The sequence below is a fragment of the Geobacillus sp. FSL K6-0789 genome, from assembly GCF_038593135.1.
GTDB classification, from domain to species: Bacteria; Bacillota; Bacilli; order Bacillales; family Anoxybacillaceae; genus Geobacillus; species Geobacillus stearothermophilus.
Genome location: NZ_CP151966.1, coordinates 261,094 through 279,602, shown reverse-complemented (window position 1 = coordinate 279,602; position 18,509 = coordinate 261,094). Strand labels below are relative to the sequence as shown.

The 18,509-nt window shown below is 53.7% G+C and carries 13 protein-coding genes and 2 riboswitches; of the genes, 2 read left to right on the top strand and 11 right to left on the bottom strand.

What is annotated here, in order from left to right; all coding sequences use genetic code 11:
- Positions 1–255 precede the first annotated feature (255 nt).
- The 7 genes from NSQ51_RS01515 to NSQ51_RS01485 all read right to left on the bottom strand — a co-directional run bounded on the left by NSQ51_RS01515 (position 256) and on the right by NSQ51_RS01485 (position 10,284).
- Entirely contained in the window at positions 256–1,623 is a 1,368-nt protein-coding gene (locus NSQ51_RS01515; RefSeq protein ID WP_342462722.1) for an ISLre2-like element ISGsp3 family transposase, read from the bottom strand.
- A 333-nt stretch (positions 1,624–1,956) separates the two neighbouring features.
- Positions 1,957–2,505, bottom strand: coding sequence for a GNAT family protein (locus NSQ51_RS01510; RefSeq protein ID WP_033016802.1), 549 nt, complete (start codon positions 2,503–2,505; stop codon positions 1,957–1,959).
- Between the two features lie 138 nt (positions 2,506–2,643).
- A complete protein-coding gene (locus tag NSQ51_RS01505; protein ID WP_049625455.1) occupies positions 2,644–3,969 on the bottom strand; it encodes an NCS2 family permease in 1,326 nt (441 codons plus the stop codon).
- A 90-nt stretch (positions 3,970–4,059) separates the two neighbouring features.
- Positions 4,060–4,161: riboswitch (purine riboswitch) on the bottom strand.
- Positions 4,162–4,250: 89 nt separating this feature from the next.
- Positions 4,251–5,783: a glutamine-hydrolyzing GMP synthase gene (gene guaA / locus NSQ51_RS01500; protein WP_033016815.1), complete on the bottom strand. Its 1,533-nt coding sequence runs from the start codon at positions 5,781–5,783 to the stop codon at positions 4,251–4,253.
- Between the two features lie 62 nt (positions 5,784–5,845).
- A riboswitch (purine riboswitch) is annotated at positions 5,846–5,947 on the bottom strand.
- 40 nt (positions 5,948–5,987) lie between these two features.
- Entirely contained in the window at positions 5,988–8,150 is a 2,163-nt protein-coding gene (locus NSQ51_RS01495) for a transglutaminaseTgpA domain-containing protein (RefSeq protein ID WP_049625456.1), read from the bottom strand.
- Positions 8,147–9,322 carry a DUF58 domain-containing protein gene (locus NSQ51_RS01490; protein ID WP_049625457.1) on the bottom strand — a complete coding sequence of 392 codons (1,176 nt, stop codon included), beginning with the start codon at positions 9,320–9,322 and terminating at the stop codon, positions 8,147–8,149. Before NSQ51_RS01490 ends, NSQ51_RS01495 begins: the two co-directional genes overlap by 4 nt.
- A gap of 5 nt (positions 9,323–9,327) precedes the next feature.
- On the bottom strand, positions 9,328–10,284 hold the full coding sequence (locus NSQ51_RS01485; protein WP_049625458.1) for a MoxR family ATPase: 957 nt from the start codon (positions 10,282–10,284) through the stop codon (positions 9,328–9,330).
- Between the two features lie 336 nt (positions 10,285–10,620).
- Between NSQ51_RS01485 and NSQ51_RS01480 the strand changes: the two genes are divergently transcribed.
- A complete protein-coding gene (locus NSQ51_RS01480) occupies positions 10,621–11,118 on the top strand; it encodes an Nramp family divalent metal transporter (RefSeq protein WP_235434235.1) in 498 nt (165 codons plus the stop codon).
- A 166-nt stretch (positions 11,119–11,284) separates the two neighbouring features.
- Here the strand turns inward: NSQ51_RS01480 and NSQ51_RS01475 are convergent, their stop codons facing one another.
- From NSQ51_RS01475 to NSQ51_RS01465, 3 genes are all read right to left on the bottom strand, one after another.
- Positions 11,285–12,835 (bottom strand): IS1182 family transposase, encoded by a 1,551-nt coding sequence (locus NSQ51_RS01475; RefSeq protein WP_183085840.1) that lies wholly within the window; start codon positions 12,833–12,835, stop codon positions 11,285–11,287.
- Positions 12,836–13,021: 186 nt separating this feature from the next.
- A complete protein-coding gene (fumC, locus tag NSQ51_RS01470; RefSeq protein WP_049625479.1) occupies positions 13,022–14,392 on the bottom strand; it encodes a class II fumarate hydratase in 1,371 nt (456 codons plus the stop codon).
- Positions 14,393–14,754: 362 nt separating this feature from the next.
- Entirely contained in the window at positions 14,755–16,191 is a 1,437-nt protein-coding gene (locus NSQ51_RS01465) for a DDE-type integrase/transposase/recombinase (RefSeq protein ID WP_047817981.1), read from the bottom strand.
- Between the two features lie 259 nt (positions 16,192–16,450).
- On the opposite strand from NSQ51_RS01465, the gene NSQ51_RS01460 reads away from it, so the two are divergent.
- The gene (locus tag NSQ51_RS01460; RefSeq protein ID WP_231107667.1) at positions 16,451–16,615 is read left to right on the top strand and encodes a hypothetical protein; all 165 of its coding nucleotides are present in this window, start codon (positions 16,451–16,453) and stop codon (positions 16,613–16,615) included.
- A 166-nt stretch (positions 16,616–16,781) separates the two neighbouring features.
- On the opposite strand, the gene groL is transcribed toward NSQ51_RS01460, so the two are convergent.
- Positions 16,782–18,398: a chaperonin GroEL gene (gene groL / locus NSQ51_RS01455; RefSeq protein WP_049624794.1), complete on the bottom strand. Its 1,617-nt coding sequence runs from the start codon at positions 18,396–18,398 to the stop codon at positions 16,782–16,784.
- Positions 18,399–18,509 lie beyond the last annotated feature (111 nt).

The following is an 18,509-nucleotide window of genomic DNA, read 5'->3' as shown; positions in this document are numbered from 1 at the left end:
TTTCGTTTTTTTGTCAACACTCTTTTTTGTTTTTTTTGCCGCATCGAAGCGGCTTTATTAATATAGCATCTCCATTTTGATATGTCAAATGTTTATTGCAAAGGGAGTCAGTCAAGACTTTGTGGAGAACATTTTTTCGGTTCACTACGGGTGTTGTCAATCACTAGTTAGCGAACCATTTTCAGGAATTCATATCGTAAGCGCTTTCGGACTCTCATCCCTCATCTTGAGGCGATGATAAGATATTCCATTTTTTTACACCCAACCACCATCCCGGAGCGCCGACAACGCTTGATGGATCGGCGTCCCGGATGACCGCTGCAGACACGGTAGATTCTGACGCACCACATCTGCCCATAACCGTCCGGCCTTCCGTTTGGCCTGTTCAACCCGCTTGGACTTTGTTGAGGCCGAGGCCGCCGTTCGGGTCTCTTCTTCCTCCACCAACTGCCCATTTCTCCGCCAAATCCCGTCGATTCGGGCCGCCATCGCCCTCAGAAACGCCCGAAGCCCTTGGTCTTTCCAGCTGCGGCGGGATTTCACCCGATGCGCAAACCGGCTCATCACGCTCTCGGCGTGGCCCATCGGACGCATGCCGGTCGTCTCCACCCCTTGCTCCGACAGCCACTCCCGATAGTCCCGGATGCATCCCGGCATCGACTCGATCCGGCGAATCAAGGCGGCCAGCTGTTGTTCTTTGCCTTCGTCCCCCAACGTGCCGACCGCGCTGTTCAGCTCGACCAAAAGTCCTTCTTCGTCTTGTTTCGCCAGCTTCCTCCGCACCTCCCGCCAACGCGGATGGCCGGACAGACACTGACGCAGCTCCCGCGCCACATGAAATCGATCCAGCTGAAAGCACGCCCGCTTCCCAAAATACTCCCGGCAGGCCGTGATCCACGACGCCGCGTCGCCGTTGATGATCAAAAGGTCCCGGCACGGATCATAGGCATATTCGTTCATCAGCCACTCTTCAAACCGTTCCCACACGTCTCCCGCCCCTTCATGGAGGTAGTGGCGCCGGTTCACGAGCTCGAGCTGCGAACCGTTTCGTTTCCATCCCTCGTGAACCGCCAGGATTTTCTCTTCTTTCGCCCGTTTCCCTTTCCCCTGGCGGGAAATGAACAGCCCATCCGCCTCCACAAATAGCACTCGGCCGTGCCGTTGGGAAACAGGGCGGTGCAGCGAGACAGGGGCCTCCAGCACCAGTTGGCGAATCGCCTCGTGGCTTAGGACCGCATACCCCACGATCGACTCCAACGTACGGGCCGCTTTGCGGTAGGAAGAGCACTCTACGGCCAACTCGACCGCCGTTTCCTCGAGGCAAGGGCTGATCGACTGCGCTCCATCAAAGCCCAGTTCGGCATCCAGCAAGAAGGTATACGCCCCCGCCTGCCGATCATAGTAGTAGTTCCGTCGAAACGTCACTTCTCCAAACAGCGTTTGGATCGTAGTCGGCCGTTTGTCTTTCAGCTGATACCGGCGCTTGTCCCGCGCTTCCGCCAGTTGTTGATCAATCTCCTCCAAAAGGGCCGCCAACAAGACAGCGAACACCTTTTGAAGAGTTCTGACTAATTGCTCCTCCAGCTCTTTTAATAAAGGCCATTCTGTGGTAAGATGTTTCATGGACTCTCTCCCTCCTGTTTTCGGTTGGTTTGCCAATCACCATCATAGCAGGGAGAGAGTCCTTTTTTCACGACATTTGCTTTTTCTACCGCGCTTCGCTTGGTGGCCCCGACGAGCGTCGCGAACAAAAGTTCGCAACCCTCGTCGGGGATCATTTCGGAATGTCACCCACAAATATTTTACTCACACTTGCAAAGGGAGTCGGTCAAGATCCCTTAAAGATGTGCATGGCTTTTCGGCACTACCACTACCATGATGGCATTGTTCACAATGGAATCAGACATGCAATCCCTTATGGGGGAAGAGCCATTTTTCCGCATCCCCCAAACCCCCTTATTCACATTTCTCCCATTCTCTCGCTAGCATCCCGTACACAACATGGTCGACAAAACGATCGTAAAGCCACTCCGCGTCTCGAATCGTTCCTTCATTTGTAAATCCCAGCCGTTCTGGAATCGCTCTGCTCCGGTGATTTTCTGTTGCACAGCGGATTTCAACGCGATTCATCCCTTGCTCTGTAAACAAATAGTCGATGCACGCCTTGCATGCTTTCGTCATCAGCCCCATTCCTTGAAACGATTCGCCAAGCCAATAGCCAATGCTCGTTTTTCGATTCGCTCGATCCATATAATGAATTCCGATCACACCAGCCAATTGGCCGCGGTGCCAAATCCCGGCCTCAAAGCCGTTTCCAGCAGCAAACTTCTGCAACCCTTGAAAGATAAACGTTTTCGAATCCGCTACTGTTTGGGTTGAATCCACCCATGGGAGCCATTGACGCAAATGTGGGCGGCATGAATCAATTAACGCAAAAAGCGATTCCGCATCTTCCATTGTGAGCAACTTTAGCCATGAATGTTCCTCTAAGCGATGGATAAACATCGTTCATTCCCCTTTCATCATTTCTTCCATTATAGCACATCACCTTCCACACTCTGTCGTCCCCGCTACGCTCTTGTCAAAAAAAAGACTGTTCCCACGGCAGCCAATCCGCCTTAGGAACAGCCCTTTATTCCTCTTCTATTCCCGCAAAAAGACGAAGTAACAGATAAAGACGACAAACAGCACATATAACAGCGGATGCACGTCTTTGGCGCGGCCTTTTAAAATCATCGTGATCGGGTAGAAGATGAAGCCAACGGCAATCCCAGTGGCGATGCTGTAGGAAAGCGGCATCGTGATGAGCGTGAAGAATGCCGGTACAGCGACTTCGAACTTTTTCCAGTCAATTTCGCCGATCGACGAAGCCATCAACACCCCGACGATGATGAGCGCTGGTGCGGTGACCGGTGCGGTAATGACGCTCAGGAGCGGGGAGAAGAACAGCGCCAGCAAGAACAAAATCCCCGTCACGACCGCGGAAAACCCGGAGCGTCCTCCAGCAGCGACGCCGGCCGACGATTCGATATACGATGTCGTCGTCGATGTGCCAAACACCGCCCCAACCATCACCGCTGTCGCGTCAACAAGCAACGCTTTGCCGGCGCGCGGCAGTTTATTGTTTTTCAACAACCCGGCTTGGTTGGCGACAGCTAGAAGGGTGCCAGTCGCATCGAAAAAGTCAACGATAAAGAATGTCAAAACGACGCCAAGCATTTTCCACGAGAAAATGTCCGGCAAGTGTTCAATCGCGACGCCGAACGTCGGCGAAATATCCGGAATCGCGCCGACAATTTGCTTCGGCACTTCAATTAAACCGAAGATCATGCCGACGACAGCCGTAATGACCATGCCGTAAAAGACGCCGCCGTTTACCTTTTTCACCATTAAAACAACGGTGATGAACAATCCGAAAATGGCGAGCAGCGTATTGCCGTCTTTCAAATCGCTCAATCCGACCAGCGTGGCGTCGTTATTCACAATGATCCCGGCGTTTTGCAGGCCGATGAACGTGATGAACAGCCCAATTCCGGCGCTGACGGCATATTTCAGTTCAACGGGAATGGCATCGATGATTTTTTCTCGAACGCCGGTGAGCGATAAAATCGTAAAAATGATGCCGGAAACAAACACTCCCGCCAAGGCCGTTTGCCACGGAATGCCCATATGCAAGACGACCGTGAAGGCGAAGAAAGCGTTCAGCCCCATCCCCGGCGCCAAGGCGATCGGGTAGCGGGCCAGCACTCCCATTAAAATCGACCCGTATGCCGCCGCCAAAGCCGTGGCGACAAAGACAGCTCCTTGGTCAATGCGCAGTTCGTCAGGAAAATCTTTCACCGCCCCTAACGACAAGGTAAATGGGTTGACGAACAAAATGTACGCCATCGACAAAAACGTCGTCAGCCCGGCGATGATCTCCGTCCGATAATTCGTGCCGAGCTCATCAAACTGAAAATACTTTCTCACGTCTGTCCCCCCTATAAAGAATAAAAACGCTTCTGCAGCTACCAGAAGCGTTGACTAAGAAGGAATGACGAACAGAGAGAGGACATCGGCTCTCTATTTCACATCCCTCGTAGTCAAGCTATTTACGGTAGCTTGGTAGAAACTCCCGAGCCATATTCCCGGGATTATACGACGGAATTCGACAATATTCATGATTCCACGGCTATTGTATCAGCCTGTCGGTCGCTTGTCAAGAAAAAAAGACGAACATTTCTTTGGAAATGCTCGTCTTTTGTTCGTTTTTATTCCCACTCAATCGTCGCCGGAGGCTTGCTTGTAATGTCGTAGACGACGCGGTTGACGTGCGGCACTTCGTTGACGATGCGCGTTGAAATGCGTTCCAGCACATCCCACGGAATGCGGGCCCAATCGGCGGTCATCCCGTCGATCGAGGTTACGGCGCGGATGGCGACCGTATAATCGTACGTGCGGGCATCACCCATCACCCCGACGCTGCGGATGTCGGGAAGAACAGTGAAATATTGCCAAATGTCGCGGTCCAACCCCGCTTTTTTCACTTCTTCGCGCAAAATCGCATCCGATTCGCGGACGATTTCCAATTTTTCTTCCGTCACCTCGCCAAGGACGCGAATGCCAAGCCCCGGACCCGGGAACGGCTGGCGCCAAACGATTTCGTCCGGAATGCCTAATTGTGTGCCAAGAGCGCGCACTTCGTCTTTAAACAGCGTATTGAGCGGTTCGATCAGTTCGAATTTCATATCTTCCGGCAAACCGCCGACGTTATGGTGCGATTTGATCGTTTGCGCCGTCGCCGTGCCGCTTTCGATAATGTCGGTATAGAGCGTCCCTTGCACTAAAAATTCAATGCCTTCAAGCTTCGCCGCCTCATCGTCAAAGACGTAAATAAACTCGTTGCCGATGATTTTCCGCTTTTGTTCCGGATCTTTGACCCCTTTTAGTTTCGCCAAAAAGCGGTCTTTCGCATCGACTTTGATGACATTCATCTGGAATTGCTCACGGAACGTCTTCATGACGCTTTCCGCTTCGCCTTTGCGAAGAAGGCCGTGGTCAACAAAAATGCAGGTGAGCTGATCGCCGATGGCGCGGTGCACCAATACAGCCGCAACCGACGAGTCAACCCCGCCGCTTAAGGCGCACAACACTCTTTTTTCGCCCACTTGTTCGCGGATGCGACGCACCTGCTCATCGATGAAGTTTTCCATCGTCCAGTCGCCCCGGCAGCCGCATACATCGAAAACAAACTTCTTCAACAAATCGTTGCCGTAGACCGAGTGGCGCACTTCGGGATGAAACTGCACTCCATACCACTTCCGCCGTTCATCGCTCATCGCTGCGATCGGGCAGGAAGGGCTTGTGGCATCTACGACAAAGCCGTCAGGCGGAGCGGTAACCAAATCGCCATGGCTCATCCAGACGACTTGTTCGTCCGGCAAACCGTGGAACAACAGGGAGTCATGTTTCACTTGAATGAGCGCCTTCCCGTACTCGCGGTGCGACGCCTTTTCCACTTTGCCGCCTAAGTGGTGCGCCATCAGCTGCATCCCGTAGCAAATCCCTAAAATCGGCAGCCCGAGCTCAAAAATCGCCGGGTCGCACCGAAACGCCTGCTCATCATATACGCTGTTCGGGCCGCCGGAAAAAATGATCCCCTTGGCGTTCAACGCGCGAATCTCGTCGGCGCGAATCGTATGCGGATGCAATTCGCTGTACACGCCAAATTCACGGATGCGGCGGGTGATCAGTTGGTTATATTGGCTTCCGAAGTCCAATACGACGATCATTTCTTGATTCATGTTCTCCACCCCGTCCAAAAAATAAACGCTGCCGTTGCCCAAAACATGGATGAAGGCAGAATAGCAGCGTCTTCTGCCTTCATAGTCGGGCCGTTTACGGCGGCCCGGTAGAGACGCGCAAGCCATATTCTTGCGCTTATATGAAGGGCTTTCGTCTATCCGTATGCAAATTTGAATTCATTCTATCAACTTGCCGGCAGGCGGTCAAGAGATCGTCCTTTTTATTAAATTTTCCCACAATTGACGCGCCTCACGGAGGTCGATCCGGCTGCTGTTTGCGCCGTAGACCGCTTGTTCATACGATTTGGTCAAACGTTCCATTTCATCGGTTTCGAATAAACGATCCACTTGGATGGCATACTGACGCAACGTTTCCTCTTCTTTTCGTTTCAGCCCGTAGTCATGCAGCTGACGCAACAATGCCAAGTAAGCGGGGACAAGCCATTCCGGGCCGTCAACTTGGCGGCGGCGGAATCGAAGGAGCGTAAGGCGCGGCCACCATTTTCGTCTTGTCGTGTAAATCGTTCCGCCCAATGCCGCCAGCATCGCGAACACGCCCAGCACCATTTGCCATGACCAACTGTCGGCCAGCTTCTCCCACCAATGGCGGTCTTGCTCTGGCGATGATCGTTTGATCAATTGTTCGAGCGGCACGCGCGGCTGTTCCTGTAGTTCCGGCTGCGAGGGCTGCGCTTGTTGCTCCTCATTCTGTTGAGAAAGTGAAAACGCATACGGGTTGACAAACCCCCGCGTTGGCTCAAACGGCACCCAGCCGACGCCTTCAAAATACACCTCAACCCACGCATGAGCGTCATGGTTGCGGATTTCGTAAAGATTTTCCCCGTCTTGCTCGCTGACAAGCCTTCCGGACGTATAGCCTTTCACCCAGCGCGCCGGAATGCCGAGCGAACGCACGAGCACGACCATAGAAGTCGAAAAATTGTCGCAATACCCCCGTTTTGTTTCAAATAAAAATTGATCGACGTAATCTTCGTTCTCTTTTGGAACGGCGACATCCTTTGTTTCGTACGTATATTGCCCAAGTTGAAAATACTGCTCAATGGCTCTCACTTTGTCGTAAGCCGTCTGTTCTCCGGCGGCGATTTGCTTCGCCAAGTCGCGCACCCTTTGCGGAAGCGTCTTTGGCAACTGCGTATATCGTTTCAACAGAAGAGGGTCTCGAACTGGGGGCGCGGCGCGCAACGCCGCAATCGGAAAATCCGGCTCCCAATAGGTCAATGAATACTTGCCAACAGGGAACGCATTCGACCTGTCATCGGTCGTATAAATTTTCTCTGTCGCCACATCCATACGGTACACGACCGGTTCGGCTGCTTCCACCCGCCGCAACCCAAGCGGATAAACGAGATGAAACCCTTGATTGCGCCGCTCGATCTCCGCCTTTTGCTCCACTGTCTCAACTTGATCGCTCCACCATTCATACTTGAGCTCTTCGCCGTTGGCAAACGAGCGGACTTGCTCGCTCGGAAACACTTCCCATCCCTTGCCGGTGTAAATATCTTTCGTCTCAATCCGCCAGTAATGAAGCCCTCGATCTTTCGCCGTAAAGACGACGGTATCATCCGCGATAAACGGCCCGCCGAGGCGGGAATCATTCTGTCCGTATCCCACTTTTGCCACGCCAGGAGAAGGCGAGTCATCGTTCGTTTCTTCCGGCTGGGCATGATCGCTGCGGATAAACGCAACCGGATCCGGCCATTGCGGCGGCAGCTTCGGTCCCGCATACCCAGCCGCAAGAGCGACGGCAGGAATGAACAGAGCGGCCGCCCGCCACGTTCCGATGCGAAAAGACGGCGCTTTTGCCTGCAGCCGCTCGCCATGCAGCCAAACGAAGGCGAAAAAGCCAAGCGCCACAAGGCGAACGATCGCGTCGTTCCCGCTATACGGAAAAAACGTATCAAGCACAGCGATATACCCAACTGTCAATGCGTATGGGACAAACCACCGTTTTTTCTGGACAATCAGCCAATGAAACAGAAACGAGATGGCCCATAGCAGCAGAAAAAAGGCAAAGGTGCGCACGGCATCGCTCGGCATGGACAAGCGTCCCCCCTGCAGCCAAGCCGCGCCATCCCGCCATAAGGAATACGGCAGCGAGGCGGCCGAATGGAACGAAAACAGCCAAGCGAGCGACCACCATATATATCCCGCTTTCCCCAAAGCGGACAGCCAGATCGGAAGGCGGAGCCAATACATCCCGAAGCAAAGGGCGACAAAGGCCGCAAACAATCTAATATGCGCTGTATCCGTCACGTCTTCCAACGGCCAAAGCCATTCCGTGAGCAGCCAAGCCGCTAGGACGTTGGGCAGCATAGCAGACAACATCCTTGTCCCTAACCGCCTCATCCGTCTTCTCCTCCTTGCCGGACAGTTTGCCATGATTGAGGGGGCATGTGGGATACGTGCACCCCCGCATGGCGGAGTCCGTCCGCCCACCTCCGCTCGTCCTCTCCCCATTCACGGTTGACCACATACAACACTATGCAGCGTTTTGACGCCATCGCTCGCAGCTGCGCAGCCAACTCGGCGGATAACCTCGACGTCACGACCACGCAACCGGCCGCTGTTCTCCAGTTCCCCTCCTCCGCCAATTGAGACGCAAGCGGCGCTGATCCGTTCGCCTCCGCTTCCGCCAGACGGAGAAGGAGCGACGGCCACTGCTCCTCGCTTCGCCGCGGCGCTAAATAAGAACGGGCTTTTCCAGTCACGAGCAGGCCGACTGGGACTCCTTCATTGATCAACGCTTTCGCGATGGACGCCGCCAGCGTGACAAGCTCCTCAAACCATGGCGATGCGGCGCCGTCGAGCACGACGATCCAATCGTCATTGCGCGGCTCATCGAACTCTTTTGTCATCAACGCTTGCCTTCGCGCTGACGCCTTCCAATGCACCCACGACATTTTGTCACCGGGCGCGTACTCGCGGGCGCCGGCCGCCACCGCCAGATCGCGGCGGTAAGCAAGCGGGCGGGCCTCTTTTCCATAGGCGAACCATTCACGCACCATTTCTGCCGGCCAAGGCCAATAGCGGGGATACACGATGATCGTGCACGGCGCCGAAAACGATTCTGCTTTGTTCACAAAGCCGAGGGCGTCAGAAGCCTCGAGGCGCACGATGTCCAACTGATGGCGGCCGCGCGGCAACGAGAGCGACCACGCACAAGAAAGGCGGCGTCGAAACGGCCACGCGGCCATCGCCCCTCCATGCCGCGGCTCCTGGCCCGAAACGGTGAGGGCAGCGGGCGGAATCGCCCAAGGCAGCTCCATGCGGACCGTCACCGGAATCGGTTCTCCTGCATGATAGCGCTTCGCCGGCACCGTCCGGCTTACCGCAACGCGTCTGATCGGATACAAGGCGACGGCAAACGCATGCAGTCCAAACGGCAAAAAGCTGTAAAACAAAAACCAGCTGACAAATCCGCCTTGAAACATGGCATAGGAAAACAAGATGGCGGTCAACAGCAACAATCCAACAAGCGGGAGCCAACGCCTCCCCTTCTTCATTCGCTTCGCGTTCATCGCTTTTATCGCCGTCCTTGCACCGGCACCGGCGTACAGGCTAGAAGCTGTTTGATGACGGCAGTGGCATCAAGCTTGTCCCATTTCGCTTCCGGACGAATAAGCAGGCGATGAGCCAGCACGTAGGGAGCAAGGTGCTGCACATCATCAGGGATGACAAAATCGCGGCCATGGATGAACGCGTACGCCTGCGCCGCCTTCATCAAAGCGACGGCCCCGCGCGGGCTGACGCCCAAATAGACCGCTTCGTGCACACGGCTTTGCTGGATGAGATCGACGATATACCGCTTCACGGTGTCGCTCACATGCACGCCCATCACCTTTCGCTGCAGAGTGAGCAGTTCATCAAGCGGCATCACCGGCCCGATCTCCGAAAGTGGCGCCGCTTTTTCGAGACGGTTTAACATTTCGATTTCCTCATCGGGAGACGGATAGCCCATGTGCAGTTTCACTAAAAACCGGTCAAGCTGGGCCTCGGGGAGCGGATACGTTCCTTCATATTCAATCGGATTTTGCGTCGCCATCACCAAAAACGGCTGCGGCAGCGCCCGGGTGACGCCGTCAACAGTCACGCTTCCTTCTTCCATCGCTTCCAGGAGCGCCGATTGCGTTTTCGGAGACGTCCGGTTGATCTCGTCCGCGAGCACGATGTGGGCGACAATCGGTCCGGGTTTATACTCAAATTGCTGTGTTTTCGGATTGTAGACGGAAACGCCGATCACATCGCTCGGCAGCAAATCCGGCGTAAACTGAATGCGCTTCAGCTCCACGTTGAACGATTTCGCCAGCGCACGCACCAACATCGTCTTGCCGACGCCGGGCACATCCTCGAGCAGCACATGGCCTTTGGCCAATAACGCTGTTAAGCTGAGGATGATGACGTCGCGTTTTCCGACAATGACTTGCTCAATGTTGCGGACCACCTTTTCAAAAGGGGGGAGCAGCGGCTCGTAAATCGCCATGACATCAAACTCCTTTTATAGTAATGAATGGGTCTTTCAGCGGTAGACAAGGTGAAGTTTATACTATTACTACAATATCGAATATACTGAACTTTTGGAACCTATTTGCAACAAGGGGGAAGAGAAAAAAGGGAAATCGAAGTGGACGATGATCGGCCCGGGGCTGATCGGCGGCGTCGGCGGCTCTATCACCATGGCGTCATACGGATATTGGCTACAGGAAAACGGCTGGAAAGGGCGAGCTTACGTATCGCCGATGCGCTATGATCCCGCTGTCGCTTATATTGTCACCGCCATCTTTATGTTGTCGCTTCTCGTGCTTGGGGCGCCGCCTTGTTGTACGGCACTGACACGACGATCAGCGGCGAGCAGGGGCTTGTGTCATTCGCTTCGATCATGGGCAACGAGCTGCACCCGGCTGCCCGTTGGCTCTTTTTGCTCGGCTTTTGGTCGGCGTCATTTACATCGGTCATCGGCGTTTGGAACGGCGTTTCGTATTTGTTCGCCGATTTTGTTCGCAACATGCGGAAAACGCCGGTTGGCGCTGAATCGCTCAACCAGTCAAAAGCGTTCCGCTTCTACGTCTTTTGGCTCACCTTCCCGCCGATGCTCTTGCATTTCATCGGCAAGCCGGTCGGACTCATCATCGCCTACGGGGCGCTCGGCGCGCTGTTTATGCCATTTTTGGCTGTGACGCTTCTTTATTTGCTCAATTCGAAAAAAGCGCTTCCAGAAAAAGGGCGCAACCATTGGCTCTCGAATGCGCTGCTCGTTCTTTGTCTGGCGCTGTTTGCCGTCTTGTCGATTAATGAACTCATTCGCCTGTTTGCTTAACATTTGCCCGGTGCAAAGCAGCCAGCTGGCGGCAGGAGGCTGTCTCAATGGAAAAACGGGGCTGACCCAAAAGTCCGCCAAAAAGCGGACTTTTGGAGTCAGCCCTCTCTGGTTTTTGTATATTTTACCAAACGGAACAAAATTCCGACTCTGTTCTCCCCCTCATTTACGCCACCAAGGACAATTGCTTGTCCCTAGCGGCTTTTTTGAGAAGATTGTGGGCAGCACAAACCAGCCCCCATTCGATGGAAACTTTTTGGAGGCCTCGCAGGACAAAGCGACGAAACCCGCGATTTTGTTTGATTTGCCCAAATACACTCTCAATGTCGGTTTGGCGTTGGCGGTATCGGGCTTGCCCTTCTTCACTCTCCAACCGTTCGCGGGCTTTCTGTTTTTGTTCATGATAGATGGGGTTCCATTGCGTGGTTCGTCCATACTTGGAAGTCGTGCAGGCCGAACGGAACGGACATCCTTCGCATTCATGGCATTGGTAGTGTCGGGTGACCGAGGTGTATCCTGATTCCGTGGTCTGTTTCGAAGTTCCGGTGCGAACCAGCTTTTTCCCATTGGCGCAAATCCAAACGTCTTCTTCTTCCACATAGGTCCAATTCTGCTGATGATGCGGATTTTTCTTGACCTTGCGCGTGTTCTCCTTCTCATACGTATGGTACTTGATCAAGGCCGATATGTGCTTCTCTTCCAGCTTCACGTAGTTCTCTTCCGAGCCATAAGCCGCGTCAGCGATCAAACGTTCGGGTTCCACGCCGTACTTCTCTCGAACGGTCTCCAAATGCGGGAGAAGACAACGAGTGTCGCCCGGCCTCTGATGAAGGGAATACCCCAAAATAAATTGGCCGGAAGAACCCACCTGTACGTTATAGGCCGGCTTGAGCTGGCCGTTTCGCATGTGATCCTCCTTCAACCGCATGAAGGTGGCATCCACATCGGTCTTGGAATAGCTGTTGCGATCCCCGCATACATGGAGTTGGTGTTCATACTTTTCACTGCGGGGCAAGTAGTCCTCCTTCATCTTCTTGATGGCCTTCTTCAACGGTTGGTTGTCCGGCTCGGCCTCCAACCGTTTTTCCCACTCCTCGGTTTTCTTTCGGATTTCTTCTGACGTAAAGGCCGGCGAAGGGTCGATGTCTTCCGCCTTTTCTTCTTCCACGATCGCCTCGATCTGGGCAATCAGCCGATCGACATTGGCTTGGAGTTTCTCCTGGTACTTCTCAGCCGATTTGCGCCAAACGAAGGTGTACCGGTTGGCATTCGCTTCAATTTTCGTTCCATCCACAAAATAATCTTCCATCTTGACATAGCCGTCGGCCACGAACAGCGTGATCATTTCCCGGAACAGGTCGTCAATCAGGTCTTTCATCCGCTCCGAACGAAACCGATTGATGGAGCGGAAGTCCGGCTTTTGAAATCCACTTAGCCACATGAGGGGAAGGTGGACTTCGAGCTGCCGTGCAATCTCACGGCCATGATACATTTTTTGGGTGTAAGCGTAAAGGAGAATTTTGGTCATCATTTTCGGATGATAGGCGGAGGCGCCCCCTCCTTTGTAGTAAGCAAGAAACGTCTCCATCGGGATGCGTTCAACCATCTCATGAACCACGTGGGCCATGTTATCCCGTGGAATGAGATCGGCGATGTTGCTTGGCAAAGAGAGGTTGTCCATGGTATACTCTTTAAAGGAAATATGATCATGTTTCATAAAAGAATCGCCCTTCTTTCGGTGGTAGTGGTTTTGGTGACTCTATTCTACCAGAAAAAAGGGCGATTCTTCTATATTTGAGGCAAAAAAGTGGGGGCTGATCCCAAAACGCATTCGCGTTTTGGGTCAGCCCCGTTTTTGGCCCGCCTATTCGCTCACGGCTGATCTACCCGTCGTTTTGTGCCGCTAAATCATCTTCTCCGGCCTCACCCATTCTTCGTACTGCTCAGCTGTCACATACCCGGTTTTCAATGCCGCTTCCTTGAGCGTCAACCCTTCGCGATGGGCGAGCTTCGCGATTTCCGACGCCCGGTCATAGCCGATATGCGGGCTCAGCGCCGTCACGAGCATGAGCGACCGCTCTACGTATTCTTTCATTTTCGCTTCATTCGCCTCCAACCCTTTGGCGCACCGCTCATCAAACGAACGAATCGCATCGCCGAGCAGCTGCACGGACTGAATGGCGTTATAAGCGATGACTGGCTTGAACACATTTAATTGGAAGTTGCCTTGGCTTGCCGCAAAACCGATCGTGGCGTCGTTGCCGAACACTTGAACAGCGACCATCGTCATCGCTTCGCTTTGCGTCGGATTCACTTTCCCCGGCATGATCGAGCTCCCCGGTTCATTGGCTGGAATCGTGATCTCCCCGAGCCCGGAGCGCGGCCCGCTCGCCAGCCAGCGGATGTCGTTGGCGATTTTCATCAAATCGGAAGCGAGCGCTTTCAATGACCCGTGGACGTAAACAATCTCGTCATGGCTGGTTAACGCATGGAATTTGTTTGTTGCCGAACGGAATGGATAGCCGGTTTGCGCCTTCAGCTGCTCGGCCACTTGTTCGCCAAATCCCGGCGGCGCATTGATTCCGGTTCCGACCGCCGTGCCGCCGATCGCCAAATCAAGCAGCTTCTCACTCGCTTCGGTGATCATGGCCTTGCTTTTTTCCAGCATCGTCCGCCAGCCGGAAATCTCCTGCCCAAATGTGAGCGGCGTCGCGTCTTGCAAGTGGGTGCGCCCGATTTTGATCGTCTTTTCATATTGGCGTTCTTTCGCAGCGAATGTTCCGATCAAGCCATCAAGCGCTGGCAGGAGGTGCGTTTGGATCTTCGTGAAGATCGCGATATGCATCACAGTTGGGAATGTGTCGTTCGAGCTTTGCGACATGTTCACATCATCGTTTGGGTGAATGCGCCCCTCCCCGTCACCTAGCAGCTCATTCGCCCTCCTCGCCACGACTTCGTTGACGTTCATGTTCGTCTGCGTCCCGCTTCCCGTCTGCCAGACGACGAGTGGAAAATGGTCATCCCATCGGCCCGCCAAAATTTCCTCGCACGCGGCCACAATCGCCCGCTGCTTCGCTTCGCTCAGCTTTCCAGCCTGATGGTTCACGATCGCCGCCGCCTTTTTCAGCTCGGCATAGGCATAAATGAGTTCAAGCGGCATTGTTTCTTTGCCGATGCGAAAGTTTTGCCGGCTTCGCTCCGTCTGCGCTCCCCAGTACTTATCAGCCGGCACCTGCACCTCACCGAGCGAGTCGCGTTCAATCCGCACGTTCATTCCATTCTCCTCCTTTGGATATCGCCTTTCCATTTCTAATTTTACCCAAAATCACAATCGACAATGAAACAAATGAGCAGGCAAAACGCCTAACTGAGGTAGCGTCAAAAGTTCTATGAAAACTCCACACAGATCATCCCATTGAGCATCGTGGGGCATGCGGAGGGCCGGATTCGCCCTTGACCAACACCCGCCAAAGGTGCGGAAGAGTCGTCAAGGGCGACGGGGACAAAAAAGAAGGCAATAAGAAAGCCGCCCTTGCCATGACCGAATTTTACCTTTGGCGGTGTTCGGTTGGTCAAGGGTTCGCTTCGCCGAATCCGGCAGGAGTTCTGTTCAACGGGCTCCAGAGGACAAAAAAGTCAGGCCGCCTCTTGTTGGAGAAACGCTTGTGCCATGGCGATCAGCTTCGTCCACCGGGCCGGCATATGCGGAAGATCCGCCAGTTCCGGGATGACGACCGGCACCCGGCCTTCGAGCGCGCTGTGTGGGCGCAGAAAGTTGAAATACGCCACAAACAGCGTCACAAAGGACACCGAGCCTTCTTCCGCACCAAACCCATGGGTCGGGCGGTAGTTGCCTTTAAAGGTCCGGTTGAATCGCTCGATGATCTGCTTGAGAGGGCGAAACTCTTCCGAGACCGGATCCTCATTGGTCAGCCCGATCACTTGGCGGACGTCAAATGAAATCCCGTGTTGGGCGAAGAAGTGTTGCGCCAGCAGATAAATCGGGTTGCCATCCACGACGAACGACAAGTCGTCTGGGAGGGACGCTAGCTTCCTGAGGACATCATCGATGGCCTTGATGGCCGAGAGCGTGTCCCGGTTGGGCGAGACGCGATACGACAGCACGATCTTTTTGACGGCGTCAAACATAAAGAACAGGTAATGCCAGCGCCCTTTGACGCGAATATACGTCTCGTCCCCGCAAAACGAACCGGACAGCTCATACGGGAACCGGTCGACAAAGGGCTTGATCCAAAGCGCGACGCTGTTGGCGTAGTTGAGCACCGTCTGATGGGAGATCGAGACGCCATGGATGTCCTTCATGGCGGCGGCGGTCTCCCTCGAGGACATCCCAAAGTTGACGTAGTACGTCAACACGAGCCCCAACACGTGCGGCGACGCAGCCAGCCGGGACAAATCGACCTTCGGCTTGATGAGCGACGAGGAAGCCAACGGGAGAAAGTCAAACAAGAACTCTCGAAACAAATACCGCACCTTGAAGGCTTGAGGATCCTGTTGAAACTGTTGGCGCTCCTTCTTCGTCATCCGGCGAAGGTTGGCCTGGTAAAACGGGCAAGCGTTGTTCTTGCACTTATAGATGTTGTATTCTTTGCGTTCCTTGATTTTTTCCAGCGTCTTTTTGCAGTGCGGGCAGCGAAAGACCGCTTGCTTGGTGAACCGATTTCGGTGGTTGAACCGGCACTGGCACACTTTGCATTGGTATTGCCCTTTTCCGCCGTTATTGGCGTACAGGTAAGAAGAGGGAGCCTGGCAGCGAGGGCAGGTCAACGAATCCGGAACACGGTGTTTCGCATTCGCGCGGCGCTGGATGGGCCGTAAAGGACGTCCGTGCTGGGCTTCATAGTCTGCCAACAGCTTTCGGTAATCAAGGGTTTCCGGCACATCGATGATCGGAAGGTCATCGACCTGAAGTTTCCGGTACGGCTTTTGGATGGGTTCGTCCAAGTCCTCGAGATTCAAGGATTTTCCCACGATCACACCCATCAAATACACAATGATTTGATATTGGGTCTTGATTATTTCGAGCAAATAGGCTAATAATTGAGGTAACAAAGCTTGTCACTCCTTTGTTTTGGCTGTTGGGTGTCGTTACCTCAATGATGGCCGAAAACAACGGGGGTGGCAAGCTTTTTTTCTTCCAACCGTTGAAACTCAAGGGAAAACCGTGAGTGTGGAGGATAAACTTTTGACAATACCCTAACTGAGAAAGGGGGAAACGACATGAAAAATAGATGGCTATGGCTCCTCATCGCTGTATGGCTGTCCGGTTGCCCCTGGGGCAAAATTACACCTCCAATTTGACAACCTCCCGTTGACGATCGAAGCGGGTGTATGGAACGGCGGAGATGCCGACTGGCGCCCGGTGCAAAACGGAATCATTACTCTTCCGGAAAAGAAAGAGGCATACATTTATGCCATTCACACCTCTTGGAAAAAAGGGAATGCGATTTATGCGTTTTTCATTGAGGTGCGATAACTAGCACAGCGGAGGAAAAGGTGCAATAGAATAGCGATATGAGGGAGAAACAACAGCTGCCCTTCACCCGATCAGCGGCTGTAAGAACACCTGGCTGAGGCATATATAGTCAAAAAGAAAAAGAACACCGGGGAAACCCCAGTGTTCCAAGGCTTTTGCGGCGAGATTACATCATGCTACCCATATCCGGCATGTTGTTGTTGCCTTTGTTTTCTTCCGGTTTGTCGGCAACGACCGCTTCTGTCGTCAAGACCATGGCGGCGACAGAGGCAGCGTTTTGCAGCGCCGAGCGAGTGACTTTCGTCGGGTCAACGATACCAGCTTCGATCATGTCGACCCATTCGCCTGTTGCCGCGTTGAAGCCAATGCCCGGTTTTTCGTTTTTCAGGCGCTCAACGATGATCGAGCCTTCCAGACCAGCGTTTTGCGCGATTTGACGAACCGGTTCTTCGATCGCGCGCAAGACGATTTTCACACCCGTTGCTTCATCGCCTTCCGCTTCGATGGCCGCAACTTTGCTGTAGACGTTCATCAACGCCGTGCCACCGCCAGCGACAATGCCTTCTTCAACCGCAGCACGAGTCGAGTTGAGCGCATCTTCAATGCGCAGTTTGCGTTCTTTCAATTCCGTTTCTGTCGCTGCGCCAACTTTGATGACCGCTACGCCGCCAGCGAGTTTCGCCAAGCGTTCTTGCAGTTTTTCGCGGTCGAATTCGGACGTCGTTTCTTCAAGCTGCGCACGGATTTGGTTGATGCGCGCTTTGATGCGCTCCGAATCGCCAGCGCCTTCGACGATCGTCGTCGTTTCTTTCGTAACAACCACTTTTGACGCACGGCCGAGCGACGCGATCGTGGTCGATTTCAGTTCACGGCCAAGCTCTTCCGAGATCACTTCGCCGCCTGTCAAAATCGCAATGTCTTCGAGCATCGCTTTGCGGCGATCACCGAAGCCAGGCGCTTTGACAGCAACCGCATTGAACGTGCCGCGCAGTTTGTTGACAACAAGCGTTGCGAGTGCTTCGCCTTCGACATCTTCCGCAATGATCAGGAGCGGACGGCCTTGTTGCACGACTTGCTCAAGAACCGGTAACAGCTCTTGGATGCTCGATACTTTTTTGTCCGTAATCAAGATGTACGGATTTTCGAGAACAGCTTCCATTTTTTCCGTATCTGTAATCATGTACGGCGAAACGTAACCGCGGTCGAATTGCATCCCTTCGACAACGTCGAGTTCCGTCGTGAAGCCTTTCGATTCTTCAAGCGTGATGACGCCGTCATTGCCGACGCGTTCCATCGCTTCAGCGATCAATCGGCCGACTTCTTCGTCAGCAGCCGAGATCGCAGCCACTTGGGCGATCGATTCTTTTCCTTTGATCGGTTTGGAGATGGCTTTTAATTCTTCAACCGCTACCGCTACCGCTTTTTCAATCCCGCGGCGGATGCCCATCGGATTGGCGCCAGCTGCCACGTTTTTCAATCCTTCACGGATCATCGCTTGAGCCAATACGGTAGCCGTTGTCGTCCCGTCCCCAGCGATGTCGTTCGTTTTGCTGGCGACTTCAGCGACCAGTTTCGCGCCCATGTTTTCAAACGGGTCTTCGAGTTCGATTTCTTTCGCGATCGTTACCCCGTCGTTCGTGATGAGCGGAGAACCGAATTTTTTCTCCAATACGACGTTGCGGCCTTTCGGACCTAATGTGACTTTCACTGCGTCTGCGAGTTTGTCCACCCCGCGCAACATCGCACGGCGCGCTTCTTCGCTGAACTTAATTTCCTTTGCCATACCCCGTTACCTCCTTATGAATTTATTTCACTGCATGCCGTGAAAAAGGTAAGTATTCGTGTCATAAAGTTAAGGATATGTCAGTTTTCCGGAATGTTTATGTGGTAAACG

What these genes read in the sequence shown, in the direction of transcription:
- NSQ51_RS01475 (WP_183085840.1), bottom strand. Translation starts at nt 12,835, where the DNA reads ATGAAACATGATCATATTTCCTTTAAAGAGTATACCATGGACAACCTC.
- NSQ51_RS01510 (WP_033016802.1), bottom strand. Translation starts at nt 2,505, where the DNA reads ATGTTTATCCATCGCTTAGAGGAACATTCATGGCTAAAGTTGCTCACA.
- groL (WP_049624794.1), bottom strand. Translation starts at nt 18,398, where the DNA reads ATGGCAAAGGAAATTAAGTTCAGCGAAGAAGCGCGCCGTGCGATGTTG.
- guaA (WP_033016815.1), bottom strand. Translation starts at nt 5,783, where the DNA reads ATGAATCAAGAAATGATCGTCGTATTGGACTTCGGAAGCCAATATAAC.
- NSQ51_RS01485 (WP_049625458.1), bottom strand. Translation starts at nt 10,284, where the DNA reads ATGGCGATTTACGAGCCGCTGCTCCCCCCTTTTGAAAAGGTGGTCCGC.
- NSQ51_RS01490 (WP_049625457.1), bottom strand. Translation starts at nt 9,322, where the DNA reads ATGAACGCGAAGCGAATGAAGAAGGGGAGGCGTTGGCTCCCGCTTGTT.
- NSQ51_RS01515 (WP_342462722.1), bottom strand. Translation starts at nt 1,623, where the DNA reads ATGAAACATCTTACCACAGAATGGCCTTTATTAAAAGAGCTGGAGGAG.
- fumC (WP_049625479.1), bottom strand. Translation starts at nt 14,392, where the DNA reads ATGAACGTGCGGATTGAACGCGACTCGCTCGGTGAGGTGCAGGTGCCG.
- NSQ51_RS01495 (WP_049625456.1), bottom strand. Translation starts at nt 8,150, where the DNA reads ATGAGGCGGTTAGGGACAAGGATGTTGTCTGCTATGCTGCCCAACGTC.